This is a genomic window from Algoriphagus sp. CAU 1675, from assembly GCF_029222925.1.
In the GTDB taxonomy this organism is placed as follows: domain Bacteria; phylum Bacteroidota; class Bacteroidia; order Cytophagales; family Cyclobacteriaceae; genus Algoriphagus.
Window position 1 is genome coordinate 150189 of the sequence record NZ_JARHUI010000006.1, and the last position, 18919, is coordinate 169107.

Annotated in this window: 15 protein-coding genes; 1 reads left to right on the plus strand and 14 read right to left on the minus strand. The window is 44.9% G+C overall.

Going from position 1 to position 18919, the window contains the following annotated elements:
* The first annotated feature begins 116 nt into the window (after positions 1-116).
* Positions 117-2450 (plus strand): glycoside hydrolase family 3 N-terminal domain-containing protein, encoded by a 2334-nt coding sequence (locus tag P2G54_RS14585; RefSeq protein ID WP_275872282.1) that lies wholly within the window; start codon positions 117-119, stop codon positions 2448-2450.
* 83 nt (positions 2451-2533) lie between these two features.
* Here the strand turns inward: P2G54_RS14585 and P2G54_RS14590 are convergent, their stop codons facing one another.
* The 14 genes from P2G54_RS14590 to P2G54_RS14655 form a co-directional block, all read right to left on the minus strand.
* Positions 2534-3679, minus strand: a complete 1146-nt coding sequence (locus P2G54_RS14590; RefSeq protein WP_275872283.1) for a galactokinase — start codon at positions 3677-3679, stop codon at positions 2534-2536.
* Between the two features lies 1 nt (position 3680).
* Positions 3681-4706, minus strand: a complete 1026-nt coding sequence (locus tag P2G54_RS14595; RefSeq protein WP_275872284.1) for a LacI family DNA-binding transcriptional regulator — start codon at positions 4704-4706, stop codon at positions 3681-3683.
* A gap of 90 nt (positions 4707-4796) precedes the next feature.
* Positions 4797-5774: a M28 family peptidase gene (locus tag P2G54_RS14600; protein ID WP_275872285.1), complete on the minus strand. Its 978-nt coding sequence runs from the start codon at positions 5772-5774 to the stop codon at positions 4797-4799.
* Positions 5764-7254, minus strand: coding sequence for a cysteine--tRNA ligase (gene cysS, locus P2G54_RS14605; RefSeq protein ID WP_275872286.1), 1491 nt, complete (start codon positions 7252-7254; stop codon positions 5764-5766). Before cysS ends, P2G54_RS14600 begins: the two co-directional genes overlap by 11 nt.
* Positions 7255-7450: 196 nt before the next feature.
* Positions 7451-8977 carry a bifunctional phosphoribosylaminoimidazolecarboxamide formyltransferase/IMP cyclohydrolase gene (gene purH, locus P2G54_RS14610; RefSeq protein ID WP_275872287.1) on the minus strand — a complete coding sequence of 509 codons (1527 nt, stop codon included), beginning with the start codon at positions 8975-8977 and terminating at the stop codon, positions 7451-7453.
* 238 nt (positions 8978-9215) lie between these two features.
* Positions 9216-10049 (minus strand): 4,5-DOPA dioxygenase extradiol, encoded by an 834-nt coding sequence (ygiD, locus tag P2G54_RS14615; protein ID WP_275872288.1) that lies wholly within the window; start codon positions 10047-10049, stop codon positions 9216-9218.
* Positions 10050-10099: 50 nt separating this feature from the next.
* Positions 10100-10987, minus strand: a complete 888-nt coding sequence (locus tag P2G54_RS14620) for a pirin family protein (RefSeq protein WP_275872289.1) — start codon at positions 10985-10987, stop codon at positions 10100-10102.
* 12 nt (positions 10988-10999) lie between these two features.
* A complete protein-coding gene (locus P2G54_RS14625) occupies positions 11000-11878 on the minus strand; it encodes a pirin family protein (RefSeq protein ID WP_275872290.1) in 879 nt (292 codons plus the stop codon).
* 18 nt (positions 11879-11896) lie between these two features.
* Positions 11897-12688, minus strand: coding sequence for a glucose 1-dehydrogenase (locus P2G54_RS14630; RefSeq protein ID WP_275872291.1), 792 nt, complete (start codon positions 12686-12688; stop codon positions 11897-11899).
* 87 nt (positions 12689-12775) lie between these two features.
* Entirely contained in the window at positions 12776-13606 is an 831-nt protein-coding gene (locus P2G54_RS14635; protein ID WP_275872292.1) for an AraC family transcriptional regulator, read from the minus strand.
* 203 nt (positions 13607-13809) lie between these two features.
* Positions 13810-15243, minus strand: a complete 1434-nt coding sequence (locus P2G54_RS14640) for an amidohydrolase family protein (RefSeq protein ID WP_275872293.1) — start codon at positions 15241-15243, stop codon at positions 13810-13812.
* Complete coding sequence (locus tag P2G54_RS14645) at positions 15243-15920, minus strand: DUF4386 domain-containing protein (RefSeq protein ID WP_275872294.1); 678 nt, start codon at positions 15918-15920, stop codon at positions 15243-15245. The genes P2G54_RS14640 and P2G54_RS14645 overlap by 1 nt, the downstream gene beginning before the upstream one ends.
* Before the next feature lie 120 nt (positions 15921-16040).
* Positions 16041-16169: an alpha-ketoglutarate-dependent dioxygenase AlkB gene (locus tag P2G54_RS14650; protein ID WP_345795477.1), complete on the minus strand. Its 129-nt coding sequence runs from the start codon at positions 16167-16169 to the stop codon at positions 16041-16043.
* Positions 16170-16403: 234 nt separating this feature from the next.
* Positions 16404-18896, minus strand: coding sequence for a DUF2309 domain-containing protein (locus P2G54_RS14655; protein WP_275872295.1), 2493 nt, complete (start codon positions 18894-18896; stop codon positions 16404-16406).
* Positions 18897-18919: the final 23 nt, after the last annotated feature.

An 18919-nucleotide genomic window follows, 5' to 3' on the forward strand; every position in this document is an offset into this window, starting at 1 on the left:
AAAAATTCTGAAATTGTAGCTGTCTTGAAAGGATGTTTGTCAAATTCTGAAAAGAGTGGAGCTGAAGCTGAAATGAATACCCTTATCAAGGATTCTGAACCCTAAAAACTATAGCCATGAAACGAATTAAGTTAAATGGGGCTGTTGCCTTGGGAATCCTGGTGCTTTTCGCCTGCAATAGCAATGAAATCACTGAGCAATCCTTAGGCACAGATATTAAATTGATCCAGCAGACCCAGGGTCCTACTTTGGGATATTCCCTGAAATCCGGGGTTTCCGTTTTGAAGAAGGCTGGATTTGCTTTCAAAGACCTCAATAAAAATGGGGAGTTGGATCCTTATGAGGATTGGCGGCTTCCGGTGGAGGAAAGAGCCAAGGATTTGGCGTCCAAAATGACCCAAGAGCAAATCGCAGGACTTATGCTCTATAGCCAGCATCAGGCTATTCCTGCCAATCCTGCAGGATTTGGAGCCGGAACCTATGGAGGTAAACCCATTCACGAAAGCGGTATGCCTACTTCCAGTCTTTCCGATCAGCAAATGAAGTTTTTGGAAGAAGACAACCTGCGTCATGTCCTGATCACCAGTGTGGAAAGCCCCAAGGTTGCCGCCGAATGGAACAACCAGGTTCAGGCTTTTGTGGAAGGACTTGGAATGGGGATTCCCGCCAATAATAGTTCTGATCCCCGTCACGGTCCGGTGGCCAGTACAGAATACAATGCCGGAGCAGGAGGGAAGATTTCCATGTGGCCAGAGTCTTTGGGCTTGGCGGCAACTTTTGATCCCAAGTTGGTTCAGCGCTTTGGTGAAGTTGCCTCTGAAGAATATAGGGCTCTTGGTATTGCTACAGCTCTTTCTCCCCAGATCGATTTGGGAACCGAACCCCGATGGAACAGAATCAAAGGGACTTTTGGAGAGGATTCCAGACTCAGTGCAGATATGGCCAGAGCCTATGTGGATGGCTTCCAGACTTCCTTTGGAGCCAGTGAGATTTCCTCAGGCTGGGGATATCACAGCGTCAATGCCATGGTGAAGCACTGGCCGAGTGGAGGTCCTGAGGAAGGAGGAAGAGACGGGCATTTCGCCTATGGGAAATTCGCGGTTTATCCCGGAAATAATTTTGCAGAGCATTTGATTCCATTTACAGAAGGTGCTTTTAAACTTTCGGGACCTACACAAAAAGCAACAGCGGTCATGCCTTATTATACGATCTCTTTTGGTCAGGATAAAAATGGAGAGTTAGTGGCCAATGGATATTCTAAATACCTGATCACGGACTTGTTGAGAGGGGAGTATGGCTATGACGGAGTGGTTTGTACCGATTGGTTGGTGACTGGGGATGAAGGTCCTGGTCCTGAGGTTTTTGCTGGAAAGCCTTGGGGAATGGAGGAGCAGAGCATTGCCGAGAGACATTTCAAAGTGTTGATGGCAGGTGGAGATCAGTTTGGAGGGAATAATGATAAAATCCCGGTTTTGGAGGCTTTTGCTATGATGGAAAAGGAAATGGGAGTTGAGGCTACCCGAGCCCGAATCGAAAAATCAGCGGTTCGTCTGTTGCGGAATATTTTCTCGGTAGGCTTGTTTGAAAATCCATATCTGGACCCTGAGCTTTCCCAAGCTAAAGTGGGGAACCCGGATTTTATGGAAGAAGGGTATCAGGCTCAGCTGAAGTCTGTGGTCTTGCTGAAAAATGAAGATCAGGTCCTGCCCATTCGGGAAAAGAAGAAGGTTTTTATTCCTCAAAAGTACATTCCTTCTACTGTCAATTGGTGGGGGATCCGCTCTGAAGCTTCTTGGGTGGATCCAGTGAATCTTGCCATCGCCTCAAATTATTTTGAACTGGTCCAGAATCCCGAAGAGGCAGAACTGGCTTTGGTTTTTGTCAATAGTCCCGAATCAGGAACTGGGTATGATCCTGCAGACAGGGAAGCCGGGGGAAATGGCTATGTTCCGATTTCCTTGCAGTATCAACCTTACAAGGCGGTTTTAGCCAGGGATTCAAGTATTGCTGCCGGGGATCCGGTGGTGGCTCCTGAGGTGTTGAATCGATCTTACAAAAACAAATCTGTCCAAACCGAAAATGAGCAGGACCTGAAAACCATCCTCGAAACCAAAAGTAAAATGAAGGACAAGCCAGTGATCGTTGTGGTCAAAGCCGCAACCCCCATGGTCTTTGCCGAATTCGAATCCGAGGTTCAGGGGATCTTGTTCCATTTTGGAGTCCAGGACCAGGTGGTATTCGATTTGTTGAGCGGGAAAAATGAACCTTCAGCTTTGCTTCCTGTGCAACTTCCGGCAGATATGGCCACGGTGGAGACCCAATTGGAAGACGTTCCTCATGACATGGAGGTTCATGTGGACAAAGCCGGAAATGCCTATGATTTTGCCTTTGGGCTCAACTGGTCTGGGGTAATTAACGATGAGCGGGTGAAAACCTATAAACACAAGTAAGGCAAAGCATATGCTCAGTTAGGAAGTGATTCAAGGTGTTAAAACACAAAGAAAGGGGGCTTTTCTAGGCCCCCTTTCTTTGTTTAGACTATTCTGGCTCCCTGTCCGATTTTGACAGGGATGAATTCGGGCTGAATGTCGAATTCATTCTCGTAGGCCTCTCCAAGGATATCCTGGAAATGATTGATTTCTGAATTTTTGACCAAGTTGATGGTGCAGCCTCCAAAACCTCCTCCCATCATTCTTGATCCCAGAACTCCGGGGATCTTCCAGGAAGTTTCCGCCAGAAAATCCAATTCTTTACAGCTCACTTCAAAGTCCTCGCTAAGGCTTTGATGGGATTCCTTCAGCAGAGTCCCGAACTCTTCCAGCCTTCCGGATTTCAGGCTTTCGGCAGCACGATGTGTCCTGTCATCCTCTGTGATGACATGTTTGGCCTTTGGAAAAAGTTCTGCAGAAAGAAGTTGGCTTACTTTTTCCAGTTGGGAAACAGGGATATCTCTCAGTGTTTTGATTTCAGGAAATTCAGAAAGAAGGATACGAACACTTTCTTCACAAGCGGCTCTACGCTGGTTGTAGGCGGAATCGGCCAGGGAATGTTTCACCTTGGAGTTGACCAGAATCAGGGAATAATCACCAAAATCCGCTTCGATTTCTTCATGGGTATTGGTTCGGCAGTCCAAGAGCAATGCTTTCCCCTTTACTCCAAAAGCCGATGCATAGGGGTCCATAATTCCGCAATTAACTCCCGCATAGAGGTGCTCGGATTTTTGGGAATAAAGGGCAATGGATTTTTTGGAAAGAGACAAGTCAAACAATTCGGAAAGAGCTGTCCCTATGGCTACTGACAAGGCAGCTGATGAGGAGAGGCCCGCGCCTACGGGAATATTTCCTCCAATTACCATATCAAAGGACTGGAATTCGTACCCGGCCTGCTTTAATTGAGCCAAAAAGCCCATCACATAATTTGCCCAGTGTCCTTTTTTTGGTGAAAAAGCGGTGGGGTCAAAACTGAATTCCTCCTGGAAATCCAGCGAATACAAGCGGCATTTCCCAAGTTGGTTTTTTTGGATGGCTACCCAAATTCCCTGCTCTACAGCTGCCGGAAATACAAAACCTTCCTGATAATCCGTATGCTCTCCGATGAGATTGATTCTACCGGGAGCAAAAGACAAAATAGGTCTTTGTTCGAACAAATCGAAAAAGGCCTTTTCAACAAGGGCTTTCAATTCAATGCTTTTTTTGGGTGGATTTTCTAGGGACCAGTGTAGTTTCCAAGACTATGGATATTGGGTCGTCTGAGGCTAGGCCTTCCAGTTGGTCCAGTAAGTGGCTTACTGCCAATCTTCCCATTTCGTACCCTGGTTGGGAAACGGTGGTCAGTGGAGGCTCCACAACTGCTGCAGTTGGATTATCAGTGAACCCTGCAAGGCAAATTTCTTCAGGAACCTTCACCCCAATGCTTTTCCAGTAGGTCAAAACATCTACTGCCACCGGATCAATCATACAAAAAACGCCGTCAGGTCTGGGCTTCATTTCGGCGATTTCTTTGGCCACTTTTCTGTTGCCTTCCAAGGTAAGATCAGTGACCTTGATAATGGACTCCTCTTCAGTAATCCCGTACTCATCCAGGGCTTTTAGGTAGCCTTCCTTTCGTTTTTTACTGATATAAAGATCTTCCGGGCCGGATACATAAGCGATTCTTCTACATCCTTGCTCCAACATATGATGGGTGACCTGATAGGCTCCTCCGGCATCGTTGAAAGTGATTTTGGAGACAGGAATATCTTCCTGTACCCTGTCAAAAAGAACAAAGGGTATCTCCCGGTTGTATAGATCGAAGAGGTGCTCGAAATGATTGGTTTCCCGGCTAAGGGAAATCAAAAGGGCGTCCACTTGGCTGGCTACCAAAGTTCTAATATTTGCGATTTCCTGGTCTATGAACTCATTGGACTGGCATATCATCACATTGTAGCCCCGTTTGGTAGCAAAATCCTGGATTCCACTGATACAGGATGCGAAAAAATGGGAAGTGATTTCCGGAACGATTACGCCCAATGTCTTGGTGCGGCTGATCCGGAGACTTTGTGCCAGCAGATTGGGTTGGTAATTCATCTCCTTGGCCATTTCGACGATTTTGCGCTTCGTCTCAGGATGGAGCTCTGGAGAATCCTTCAATGCCCGGGAAATCGTGGAAACTGAAACTCCCAGTTTCTTGGCGATCTCCTTCATGGTAACCTGATGCCCTTTTTTCATGCGTAATTTGATTTACAGCTAAGGTAGAATCTCCCATCTTGCCAACTTCCCTGTTCCATACAGCTCGGATGGAAAATCGAGTTTGTTTTGCTATTCCTGGTAAACTGTAAATAAAACAGTTTCTCCAACAGCTTGCAAGGACCGACGGTCAATCACGTCCATATTGTCCTGATGGGTGTGGTGATAGTGCCCAAAACCATAGTCCGGGGAAAACTCAATGATGTCAATCATAGGAATGCCGGCATTAGCGTTGACGAAAACATGATCATCCAGGATTTCAGGGGAGTTTCTGTTGACGAAAAAGGAGTTGTGCCCCAGTTGGGCGGCATGATCCCAGACTTTTTTGACAATGCCTGAGGCATATTGTCTGGAATAACCTTCTTTGAAAAACTGGGCTCCTTTGGCTCCTACCAGATCCACCAAGATGCCATAATAAGCGGAGTAATTGGGGACGTGTTTGTTTTTGGACCAATATTGTGAGCCTAGGCACCACCAGATTTGGGAGTTGTCCCGGATTCGGGCTGTCTCAGGTTCCCCGTCATCTTCCCCGTCAAAAAGGATGATATCAATACCTACATCAGGTTTGAGACCTTGAGTTCCGACCACTCTTGCGATTTCCATCAATACCCCTACTCCTGAAGCACCGTCATTGGCACCATCTATGGGTTCATCCAAACGCTCGGTATCTTTATCGGCAATCCTGCGGGTGTCCCAATGGGCGGCCAATAAGATTCGCTTGCTCGCTTGTGGATTGTAAGAGGCGATAATATTGCTGAGATCCCAAGTTAGTTTGTCATAGGTTTTAGCTTGGAAATCCTGGGTCTGCACAGCCCAACCATATTTCTCCAATGTCTGAAGAATCCAGTTCTTGGTATTGGAATGACTTGTTGTTCCCGGTACCCTAGGTCCGAAGTCCACTTGTTTCTGAACAAATGAATAAGCAGAATCTGCATTGAAAGCCGGATAGGGCTTGATCACTACCTCAGGAACTTTGTTTTCTGTGGTTTTTTCAGAGGAACAGGCCAAACCAACTAGGAGAATCCCCAGAAGCCAAAATCTATTCTTCATATGCCCAGTCAATTTTGTCTTTCATGTCTTTAACCACAAAGCCCATGTCCTTCAGTCCGGCACGGATTTCATCTACTTTGGCATAATCCCGGGCTGTTTTGGCTTCAGAATAAAGTTTTAGCAACAAGTCCAACATGGAGTTTTGAACCTCACTTTTTTCCTCAATCAGTCCCAGGATATCTTCCACAAAGGTGATGAAAGTGCCTTTTAGCCTGTCAAACACTTCCTTGCCCAGGATTGCCGACTGGAGTTGTCCGGTGAAAATGGAATTGATTTTTTTCAATAGGTTAAATAGGTGGCCAATGGCTTGGGCAGTATTGAAATCGTCATCCATGGCCCGGTAGGCATTGCTGATGAGTTGTTCGATCTGCTTGACCTGACTTTCATCCTGAGCTACATCAGCATGCTGGTATTCCAGCATTTTTGCTATTCGAAGCCCATTGATCATTTTCTTGTATCCTTTCTGGGCGGCTTTGAGTGCCTCATTGGAAAAATCCAAAGTAGACCGGTAGTGGGCCGTCAACATGAAATAGCGAATGGTCATCGGACTGTAGGCTTGTTCCAGCAAGGGGTGATTCCCCGTGAAGAGTTCCTGAAGGGTAATGAAATTCCCCAAAGACTTACCCATCTTCTGCCCGTTGATGGTGATCATGTTATTGTGCATCCAATACTTGGCCGGATCCCGGTGATTGCAGGCATTGCCTTGGGCAATTTCACATTCGTGGTGTGGAAACATCAGGTCCATCCCACCACCGTGGATGTCAAATTGGGTTCCCAAATATTTGGAACTCATGGCTGTACACTCCAAGTGCCATCCAGGAAAGCCTATTCCCCAAGGGGAATCCCATTTCATCAAGTGCTCGGGAGCAGCGTTTTTCCAAAGGGCAAAATCTACCGCATTGCGCTTTTCTCCCTGGCCGTCCAGATCACGGCTTCCGCTCATCAACTCATCCAACACACGGCCGGAAAGTTTTCCATAGCGGTAGGTCTTGTTGTATTTCAATACATCAAAATAAACCGAGCCATTGACTTCATAGGCAAGGCCTTCATTCAAAATGGCCTCTACCAGGGCAATCTGCTCGGGAATATGTCCGGTTGCCCGGGGTTCAATGCTGGGCTTCCAGGTATTGAGCAGCTGCATGTCCCTGTGGTAGGTGTCCGTATATTGCTGGGCAACTTCCATAGGTTCGAGCTGCTCGAGCTTGGCTTTTTTGGCAATCTTGTCTTCCCCCTCATCGGCATCCCCGGTCAGGTGACCCACATCGGTGATGTTGCGGACATAACGCACCCTGTATCCCAAATGGCTTAGATAGCGATTGACAGTATCAAAAGTGACCGCTGGTCTTCCGTGGCCCAAATGTGCATCTCCGTAAACAGTGGGGCCACAGACATACATGCCCACAAAGGGAGGGTTGAGGGGTTGGAAATCTTCCTTTTGACGGGAAAGGGTATTGTATAGTTTGAGTTGATGAGACTTCATAGGACTGCAAAAGTACAAAATACAAAACTAGGAATTCAGAGTATAGGTTTCGAATTCGCTTGCAAAATAGGGGATTCAGGCCGGTAAATGAAAGGAAATAAGAGGTATAGGGTTTTTAACAAAAAGGCCTCCCGAATATGCTTTCGGGAGGCCTTGTCTATTACAACTTACCCTTTCTTGAGGCGGGGCTTTTTTATCAATGCTTAAAGTGTCTTACTCCAGTCATGACCATGGACATCCCGTGGGCATCACAATAGTCAATGCTGTCCTGATCTTTGATAGATCCTCCAGGCTGGACAACCGCCGTGATTCCTTCTTGGTCTGCGATTTCCACACAATCCGGGAATGGGAAGAAAGCATCAGATGCCATCACGGCGCCTTTTAGATCAAATCCAAATTCTTTGGCCTTGATGATCGCCTGCTTCAATGCATCCACTCGGGAAGTCTGTCCCACTCCGGAAGCGAATAACTGGGAGTCATTGCTCAATACGATGGTATTGGACTTGGTATGCTTACATACTTTGGCAGCAAATACCAAAGCATCCAATTCTTTCTCGCTTGGAGCAACTTTGGTCACCACTTTGAAATCGGCTTTGTTTTCGGTCGCCAAATCCTTGTCCTGTTCGATGATTCCGTTCAGCAAAGTCTTGATCTGCTTGGTGCCAGGAAGTGCCATTTTCTGACGAAGCAAGATTCTGTTTTTCTTGCCTTTCAAAAGAGCCAAAGCATCCTCGGTGAAATCAGGAGCGATTAATACTTCGAAGAATAGCGAATGCATTTCTTCGGCAGCTGCCAAATCCACAGTTTTGTTGGTCACTAAAACTCCTCCAAATGCAGAAACGGTATCTGCCGCAAATGCTTTTTGGTAAGCTTCCTGTACAGTTTCAGCCGTGGCGCATCCGCAGGCATTGGTGTGCTTCAGGATGGCAAAAGCAGTCTGGTCAGGGAATTCTGCAATCAGGTTGACTGCTGCATCGATGTCCACCAGGTTGTTGTAGGAAAGTTCCTTGCCATTCAATTGGTCGAAAAGGTCTTCCAGTTTACCATAGAAATGAGCCGCTTGATGGGGGTTTTCTCCGTAACGAAGAGCCTTGGAATGGCTTTCGGAAACCTTCAGTGCCGGAATGTTTTCTGCGCGGTTGAAGTAATTGAAAATATGGGTGTCGTAATTGGAAGATACTTGGAATGCCTGCGCGGCAAAGTATCTGCGGTCTTCCATAGTGGTGCCGCCGTCCTGCTCGGAAAGCTTGGCCTCCAACTCCCCGTACTGGGCTTTGGAAGCGATGATGATCACATCCTTGAAGTTTTTAGCCGCTGCACGAATCAGGGAGATGCCGCCTATATCGATTTTCTCGATGATGTCAGCCTCAGAAGCTCCAGAGGCAACAGTTTCTTCAAATGGGTACAAATCTACGATTACCAGGTCAATGGCCGGGATATCGTATTCGGCAGCCTGAGCCACATCTCCTTCATTTTCTCTTCTATACAGGATTCCGCCGAAGATTTTTGGGTGAAGGGTTTTTACCCTTCCTCCGAAAATGGAAGGATAGCTGGTCAGTTCCTCTACGGGAATTACTTCAGCTCCTTGTTCTTCGATGAATTTTTGGGTGCCGCCCGTGGAGTAGATTTTTACTCCGTGTTTTTTCAATAGGGCGATGATTGGTTCAAGATTGTCCTTGTAGTAAACAGAAATTAGGGCAGACTGGATTTTTTTTACGGCCATTTTTAAATGGTTTGAGATGAAATCTTTGGAAGCTGCAAAGGTAAGAAAAAAGCCTGGAAGGCTGAGTGTTTGGGCTTTGGGATTTTCGGGATTCCGAAACTGTTCCAAACAAGAAAAAATATGGACTTAGGGATTGGGCCCTTATATGATTTAAAAAGGTGGATAAATAAAGCCATTGGGACAGGAGTTTTTATTTAAATCTATCTCCCAACGATTTTAGTTTTTGGACCAAATCAGTTCAACTTCCTCCGATTTTCAATGAAGTCATCGTCAGTGAACCTGCAACGGCTTTGTCGTTGAACAAGTTTACAGCTTCATTTTTGTCCTGCAATGCCAATGCATATAGCAGAGGCAAATAATGCTCTGGAGTTGGAATGGCTAAGTCAAAGGCTTTTCCTCGGGACCGAAAATTGATCAACTGCTGATGGTCGCCATCCAGGATGAATTTTTTCATTTTCTCATTGGCTTCAATCGCCCAGTCAAAACCATAATCAGGCCTGTTCAATTTGTCCCAAGCCAACATTCTCAGGTTGTGAACCATGTTGCCACTTCCTACAATCAGCACGCCTTTTTCCCGAAGTGATTTTATTTCCCTGGCTAATTCATAGTGAAATTGGGGAGTTTGGTAGTAGTCCAAGCTCATTTCAATCACGGGGATATCCGCTTTCGGGTACAAATGTTTGATCACACTCCATGCGCCGTGATCAAGCCCCCATTTATCGTCTAAGCCAACTTCTGTTTTTTGGATCAGAGATTGGGTTTCTTTAGCCAGGTCAGGACTTCCCGGTGCCGGATATTGCACTTCAAATAATTCTCTTGGAAACCCGCCAAAGTCGTGAATGGTGGGTGGGTTTTGCATAGCCGTTACATAGGTGCCTCTGGTTTCCCAGTGGGCAGAAATGCATAAAATGGCATTGGGAGTGGGGATTTCCTTTGCCACATTCCTGAATCCTGCCACAAATTCATTTTCCTCAATAGCATTCATAGGGCTTCCATGACCCAAAAACAACACAGGCATCTTTTCCGTGTTGCCCAAATTTTCAGTCAGTTTATTTAGCGCATTCAGTTTCATGGTTGTTGAGTATAAGTAACCCAAAATATTCGATGCTTAGTTTTTAGTTCTTAGCCTGGGTTTTTGAAGGTTGGATAAGGGACGAATTCGGTTTCATCGCCTTTTACTTTTTCCATTGTTTGTGCATTCCATTTTTGTTTGGCTGCTTCAATGAGTTTTTTATCCGATGCAACAAAATTCCAATCGATAAACCGCCCTTCAGGAAAGGGTTCTCCACCAAAAATATACACTGTGGTGTTTGCTAGAATGGTAAACTCGCAGAGGTGGCTGTCCTTGGTAACCAGCATTTGCTTTGGGCCATATCTATGGCCGTCACTTTCTATTCCCCCCTCCAAAATGTATAAACCCGACTCCCCATACAGGTGCTTTCCAAGAGAAACTTGCTGGGTGGATTTGCTTTTTATCTCAATCATATAAAGCTGACTGTAAACCGGAACATTCGACTTCCTGTTGAACGCTTCCCCTGCAATCAACTTAAACTCGATCCCATCCTGTTTCCAAGTTGGAATTTCGCTTGATGTGATATGGCAAAACTCGGGATCCATCTGCTCCAGATTTTTTGGGAGGGCTACCCAAATTTGCAGACCGTGTAGGTGCTTTTCAGAATGGCGAAGATACTCAGGGGTCCTTTCGGAGTGAACAATGCCTTTTCCAGCTGTCATCCAGTTTACTTCGCCGGGCTTAATTTCCACTTCAGTGCCAATGGAATCCCGGTGCATGATGCTGCCTTCAAACAGGAAGGTAAGCGTAGAGAGTCCGATATGGGGATGGGGCAAAACATCAAAATTATTGCGATCGCTCAGCTTCACAGGTCCCATATGGTCAATGAAAATAAAGGGGCCTACCATTCGTTTTTGACGAAAAGGGAGCAGCCGACCTACCAAAAACTTGCCCAGATCAGCTGCTCTTTCTTCAATGATTAAATCGATATTTGACATACTTCAACCGGATTAATCCTCGAGGTGTCCAAATTTTCCGTTTTGAAAATCTTCAAATGCCTCTATTAATTCTTTGTGGGAATTCATCACAAATGGACCGTGTGCGGCTATTGGCTCGAGGATTGGTTGGCCGCTTAGTACCAGCACTACCGCATTCTCAATTGCTTCAATTTTGAACTCTTCTCCCTCATTTTCAAACAAGACAAAATGATTTACATTGACATCTTCAGAACCATTGACTCTTATCTTTCCCTCAATTACCAATAAGGCTGTATTGTAATCGGCGGGAAATGAAAAGTCTACTTTTGCTCCCTTATTCAACCTTGCATTGTGTAGATGTACAGGTGTGAAAGTAGAGGCAGCACCTTTTACATCCCCATAGCTTCCTGCTATAATTTCAATTTCTCCACCGTTTTCCGGCAATTTGACTTTGTTGATTTGGTCATTGGTGATTGCCTGGTATTTAGGTTTTGACATTTTGTATTTTGCAGGAAGGTTTACCCACAACTGTACCATTTGAAAATCCCCGCCTGTTTTGCTGAAAGTTTCCTCATGATACTCTTTGTGTAAGACTCCTGATGCGGCTGTCATCCATTGTACATCACCTTCACCAATCACTCCACCACCTCCGGCGCTGTCATGGTGTGCTACCCTGCCTTTGTATGCAATGGTGACTGTTTCAAATCCCCGGTGGGGGTGAACACCCACACCTTTTGGTTTATCAGAGGGAGGAAAATAAAATTTAGAATTATAATCCAGCATGATAAAGGGGTTCATTCTTTGCATATCCAAGCGATATCCACTTGGGATGAAATTATGCACCCTGAAGCCATCACCAACAAAGTGAGGCTCCCTTGGTGGTACTACTAACTCTATGTTTTTTACATTCATCCTGCTTATCTCTTTTATTTACGAATTGCCATAAATATTGGACTCACCTCCATCAATGGCGATGGTTTGTCCATTTACATAACCGTTGTCTTCGCTCAATAGGTATGCGACTAAGGTAGCCACTTCATGGGGCTGTCCCAATCGTTTGGTTGGATTACGTTGGGCGTATTCAGTTTCTGCAGCTTTTGGATCAGAAGGATTTACCTGCTTGAAGGCTTCGGCTACCATTGGTGTCAGGATGGCGCCCGGTGCAATTGCATTGGTGAGAATACCGTCTCTGCCGTATTCTAGTGCAGCATTTTTTGTCATTCCGGAAACTGCATGCTTGCTGGCTACATAAGCGGTTTGATATTGTACACCACGAATTCCCCCAACAGACGCGACATTAACAATTCGGCCAAACTTCTGTTTTTGCATTACCGGAATTACATAACGCATTCCGTAGTATACACCCATCAGGTTGATATCGATTACCTTTTTGAAAATAGCTATATCGTATTCGGTCATAGGAGCTTGCTTCCCTTCAATGCCGGCATTGTTGTAAAGCCCGTCAATCTTTCCAAATGCTTTGACGGTTTCGTCTACATAATTTTTCACGGCTTCTTCATTCGAAACATCCGCAACAAAGGAGATGATTTTCAACTGGGGATACTCTTGGGATAGTTCTTCCTTTACATCCAACAAGCTTTTTTCATGGTAGTCAACCAGTACTAGGTGAGCACCTTTTGCAACGAGTTCTTTTGCTGTAGCATATCCGAGTCCCATCCCTGCACCAGTAATAATGATCACTTTATTCTCTAAACTTTTCATGGCTTTTTAAATGAATTGGTTTGAAACATAAATATCCAATCCTTTAAAAGGACATGGGTAACAGTATTCGGAAGAAGAGTTGTAAAATCAGGAAAGGAGCTTTTTCATGTCATCCCGAAACTCGGATGGAGTCTGCCCTGTGCGTTTTTTGAAGACTTTCGTGAAATATGCTTTTTCTTTAAAGCCAAGATCAAAGCCTATTTCTGATATGTTTTTATCACTGTGAGTGAGTTGATTTTTGGCTTCAATGAGTTTTCGTGTTTCAATGATTTCACTGACCGTTTGGTGGAGGACCTTTTTACAGATCAGGTTTAGATTTCTCGCCGACATAAAAAGTTTTTCTGCGTAAAACTCAGCTCCGACAGGTCTTTGGTAGTTGGCTTCAAGGATTTTCAGAAAGTTCTGGATCGTTGTGTTTTGATTCACCTCCAACGCACTAAAGTCCTTTTCAATTTTCCTTCTTTCCGATTCAATCATTATGAACAAGGCACTGAGCAAATGCTTCACCACGCTTAGATCGGGGCTTTTTTGCTGCATTTCCCCGAAGATGATTTCGCAGATTGTCAGTAGGCGATTGAAACATTCACCACTTTGTAATTTCAGGCTTGCATGATCATGAAAGTTGGAATAAAGCTGAAAGGTAGTTTCGGGGATAAATTCACTTTTGAAACGAAGTACCCACATATTGCATTTTCCGTTTTTCAGCCTGGGGATCACTCGGTGGACTTTTCCTTTGGTTACAAAACTTACAAGAGGGGCGTCGAGAACTGTAGTATTGAAATCAATAAAGTGTTCCAATTGCCCTTCAATGCCGATAATCAACTCTTCAAAATCGTGGGTGTGCGGTTCTTCAGGCGAAGCACTTATTTTGAGAGCTTCCGCTTCTTCCAGTTTAAATATTTTGAAAAGTTGATTCATTGTTGGAATGGGAGGATTTAAAATCTTTGCTGTTTTGCCAAAAAACCGGTGAAAGGATGGCGATTTGTGCTTACTAACAAAGAGGATCACCTGAAAGGTTGCCTAAAATAGGAAAATTAAGGGTGCAGGTGGGTTAAGATTAAACCTTTTCTCTTTCAATAGACACTTCCTTTCCTATTGCAAGCCCTTAAGCTTGATTTGGTTTATTTTTCCACCAAAAGGTATTCGGCATATCTTAAACCGGATACGACTTCATTGCTTCTGTCTAGGGCTTTTTCTTCGAACTCATCCAGGGTTTTCCTACTGATTTTCCTTCCCTGAACCATTACGAATTGAGGCTTTCGAAGTGTGGAGAGATCCTGAAGTGGGTTTTCTCGAGTCAACACAAGGTTGGCAATTTTTCCTTCTTCGATGGTGCCCATGTTTTTCAAAAAATCATGTGTTTTGGAGGGGTTGACCGTAGCCGTTTTCAATGCTTCGTAATTGCTCATTCCAGCTTCTGTGTAAAACTCCAGTTCTTGGTGGATGGAGTAGCCGGGCAGTGTGACCCCAATGCCGGCATCTGTTCCACAGACAATGTTGACCTTACTTTCGTGGAGTTTCCGGATGGCCAGAATATGGAATTCATGCTGTTTTTTGATTTGCTCCACTATGCTGGGGTCCTGTTTTTTTGTGTTTTTCCAACGTTCAAACTGAGCTTTGCTGTCCACTCTTCGGATCAGGGGATTCATATAGGCCAACTCTTTCTCGTTCAGGATACCCTCTTCAGTAAGTAGGCGGTAAATATTGTAATACACCACTAAGGTCGGGCAAAGGGCTGTGTTGGGGTGGGCAGCAAAACCTGCTACCACCTCTTCCAGTTTTGCCGTGTCCAGTTGATAGGCCAAAGGCTGTTGCACAATATCCTCCGCATGCTCAATGGTGATGATTTGGGGATCAAAGTGAAACTCATAGGGGAGTTCCGCACTGGGATGGGCCACCAAATCCAATCCCTCTATTTCACTTTGCTCCATTACTGCTTCGAAAAGCTCTTCGGTCAGACCATTGTAGGTTTTGATGAAGTCATAGCCTCTTTTTTTGTAGAAGGCTATCTTTTCTTTTGCCTGCTCCGGACTTGTCAGCTGAAGGTTGTCATCGCCCAAGTAATCAGGGCCGGTGAGTTTGGGCCCGGAGGTAAAGAATAGGGGGCTGAGAATTTCACCCTGATCAATGGCTTTTTTGAGCCGTAAATGCTGGGGCTGTCCCCAGAGATTTCGAATGGCAGTAATTCCATTGGCGAGATAAAGCCCCAACTCGTAGCGATCCCAGACATGTACATGCAAATCCATCAGTCCCGGAGAAAGAAAAGCCCCTTGAGCATCGATGATTTCCAGATTATCCGCTTCCAGTTGATTTCCAATTTCTTCAATGATCCCGTTGACAATTTTGACTTGGGTATTTGCCAGCACAGTATCCCCCGACATAGGAATGAGGTTGACGTTTTGGATGAGATAAGAGCTGGTACTTGCCTCCGGATTTTTGTTCACCTTGAGGTAGGAAGAGTTAAAGGAATCTAATAAGAGAGCACCAAGAAGAAAAAATAGAATAAAGCCTATCAGAATGGAAAGTCCCAAAAAGAATTTCTTTAGAATATTCATTAGACGGTGTTTTTTGATTTGAAACCTCGGATCACCAGCCAGACCGCAAAGGCGATCTCACCCAAAGCCATGGGAAGCATGAGGATAGTTTCCCATTCTTTTACCAGGGATTCCGAATTGGGAAGAAATGCCTTGGCACTGTGAATCCCCACATAACAGATGCCTGCGAAAATCAACAGGATTGGAAAAAGTCTGGACATGTCGGGAGAGATCCAAGTCAACCAACCCAAGCCTATCAAATGAAATCCAAAAACAATCAAGCCCAAAGACCAAATGGATTCAAAGGAGTGAAGGGCAGCCATCACCTCCTGTGCGTCAGCATCTGCTTTTAGCGAGGAACCGGCAATAAAAAGATAGGAAATGGCGTATCCCAGGAATACGGAATATAAGACTCGGGAAAGGGCAGTCAATGCGGATATGTCCCTTTGGGTTTCTTTGAAATAAAAGTACAATGTCCAGGAAACCAATAAATCCAAGATCAGAATCACTACCCATCCTAGAGTTCCGCTTAGAAACAAACCGGAAGCCGATTGAAGATTTTGGAGGGTTTGTGTAGGGTCTTCAGGGAGGATCAAGCTATTGTACACATAGCCGTAAGAATATCCAGCCACGATCGCCATGAGTAACAGAGAAAACCCTGCAATCAAAGCTAGCTTTTTTGGATTGTAGAATTTCATTTGGATTTAAATTATCCAATTCCAACCGAAATGCAAATTCAAAAATCTAAAAAATAACGTGCAAAAGGGAGGGTCCAATTTTCAATTTCCTAATCTCATTTGGAAACTCATGGACTTAATTTACCTTTCATCTATCCTGCGAAAAGTCAGGTTTACTCTGGGAATTGACACTTTTTTGCTGGGAGGAAGACGGTGAGGCCAATGGGCTTGGGAGGTTCCTTTCATCACCAAAAGGCTTCCGTCTTCCAATAACAGCTACATTGTTCCAAGCTTCTGTCAACTTCTTTTTTTCCAGTTTCAAGGGTTGTTAGGAATTCCGAAGTTTGACTGAAAATATTTCAAAAAATAGCTATCAAACCTCGAGGGCATCAGAGGCAATGCCGCTGATCCGGATTCTGCCTAAGATGCCCTTTTTGTTTTAGCTTCGTAAATCAATTTTCCGCAAGAAGAGGATTATGACCCGAAGCTTGGATGAATCAATACTTACAAGGCTTCCCAATAGAGGTCTCCTGAGTACCGATACGAAACCTTTCCACTTTCGTCCAATGCGAGTAATTGGATCCAGCCATTATCGCAAAGGTTCCTTACAGAAGCATGTTTTTCTAAGATGCCATTCATAGCCTCCAATGGAGCTTCAATTAGCACGTTGAGCCTTGCTGGTTCATGTTGGTAATTTTCACCATCGTGTAAGGATTGTAGGGGTAATCCTACTCGTAAGTCTCCCGAAAACCCTTCCAAGACACCTAGCCCTGCAGTTACGTTATGTAAGGTCTTGTTACCGGAACCATAGCTCTTGTTGTCCACAGTGGAGGCATAATATTGCAGGTTAATCCAGCTGGTCACAACCATCGGTGCGGTCATTATCAGTTCGAGTATAGAGAATCCCTTGTCTTTTTTCCAATCATAGGAATGGAGAAAAGATTTGCCTTCCAGGTCGAGATGTTTGGTTCTTGTTCTGTTTGCTACAACAAAAGCCGAGCAGCCTGCCAGTCCCCACTCTGGGCGAACTTGAGACCAGTCTTTGCTTCTTGCAATAATCGCCTCGTCTATATCTCCGTTTAGGCTCATTCGCAAGGCTCTTTCTGCCCGGGCCGCTTTGCCTGCTTTTTCTAAGGATTCTTTCAAGTCAACCAGCGATTTTGTTTGGTTAGCCGGCACATCTTGTTGATTATAAATTGTGATTTCATCCGTAGTGGTGTCATGCAGACAGGCTAAAAACACAGTGTCATCCGTTATTGCAATGTTCTCCGCCAATAGAGACTTGCGCACTTCTTTGTCATTGAGGACCGCAGCGGCCACTTTGGCATTTGCTTCCCCGGAATGCCCTCCGCATGCACCGCAATCAAGTCCAGTGGCATGCGGGTTGTTGACTGATGAAGAGCCATGTCCAACGATCAGAACGAAGCGAGCAAAATTTTCGGTCAGTGACATCGCGTTCAAAGCGTTTTTTGCCATTTGAACTTGTTGCTCCAAGGGGATGCCTACGGTTTGGTGCTGGTGATAGCTTACTTCCAGGCTGATACTTTTCTGTGTGGAAGCTTTTGAATTCAAACTTTTGTTTTCAGAATTTGAAACAGGCCGAGTGAGTCCAAAAGAATCTGTTATCAGTTTGGGTAGGTAAAATAAGCCCATAGGACTCACAAAGCTAAAGCAGGTGACTGCACCGGATTTAAAGGATTTCCAAACTTGCTTTACCTGGTTCCGGAGGATTTTACTTTCGTAAGCCTCTTGATTCCTCTTTTTGTCCTTTATCGCTTCCAGAATTGTGGGCCCTGGGGGAATCAGTACCGGGCATTGGGATTCTCCTCTTTCATGCGCAAGGGGAACGAAATTGATGGGGAAAGCAAAGAAACCTGCAAATCCTATGGTTTCTATAGTGTGATCAGCCTGCTCTAAATTTCTGCGGAAAACTTCAGAGCGCACATCTATGCAAAATATGGCTTGCGCATTTGGTCTTTCCGTGACTTGCTTTTCAGGGCTTTCATTGCGGTTAAATTTTGAGATGAGTTCGCGCTGAGTCGCCAAGTCAAAGGCTTCCTGCAGAATGAGCTTTTCGCTCAGCTCCCAGCTGATCTCATTGCAAGCACTGGCTTCCAGGAGCTGCTCTTTTGCAACTGACCACAATACCTGAACTTCTGGACTGTCCAAACATTGAAGTAAACAAGCTTCCCAACTGATGAGAATTGACAAAAACTCAATCAATGCTCCATCTTTCCCACCGTTCAGCTCTTTTTCCCAATCGAGGCGAGCGGCATAGGCCGACCAGCCACCTACCCTCAGCAGTAAGCGATGGAAATAAGTGTCTAAGGCTTCCTGCGGGATATCCAGTATTTCAAGGGCTTGTTGTGTTGCTTTTAGATGCTGATTAGGTAAATTTTTTACAGTCTTTCTAAAATCTGTCAGCCCGGCAATTTCCGGACTGAGGTCTACTTGGGATTCGGTTTTCCAAGCCTCAAAGATTCCGGTTTTTGGATCAGATGCTTTCCAAATTGCCTGGCCTGCATCAAAATAGGAGGCAGCCCAGTTAGAAATTCTGGAGATTACAAAACGGTTCCAGTCTTTTCCAGTAACCTTCGTGGCAACATCCACCAGCGTGGCCAATCCTACAGCAGGTTCTTCAGCGAGAGCTGTGTTTTCCAGTTGGTCAATAAATGTATCAAGGTCTATTTTTCTGACCGATTTTTTAGCAATTGCGGCCTTTAAGTCTTCTTCTGTGATTTTTCCTTCCCTGATTTTAGTTAGGTAAAAGGAAGGAGGCAAGGTCATTTGAATACCCCCCAAAGTTTCCAGCTGCTGTGCGACTGTTTCAAATTTTTGGTCAGTAAGCCCCAGGTAAGGATTTACCGCAACAAAATTTTCCAATGGCCATACCGGTGCAATTTTTTTGCAGGCCTGTCTTAGGCTTTCTAAAAGCACGGCGTTTGTTTCCTCTTTGGTTTTTGATATCACGTTGTTTTCCATTTTTCTATGAATCAATTTTCTGGATTTGAAGGCTTCCT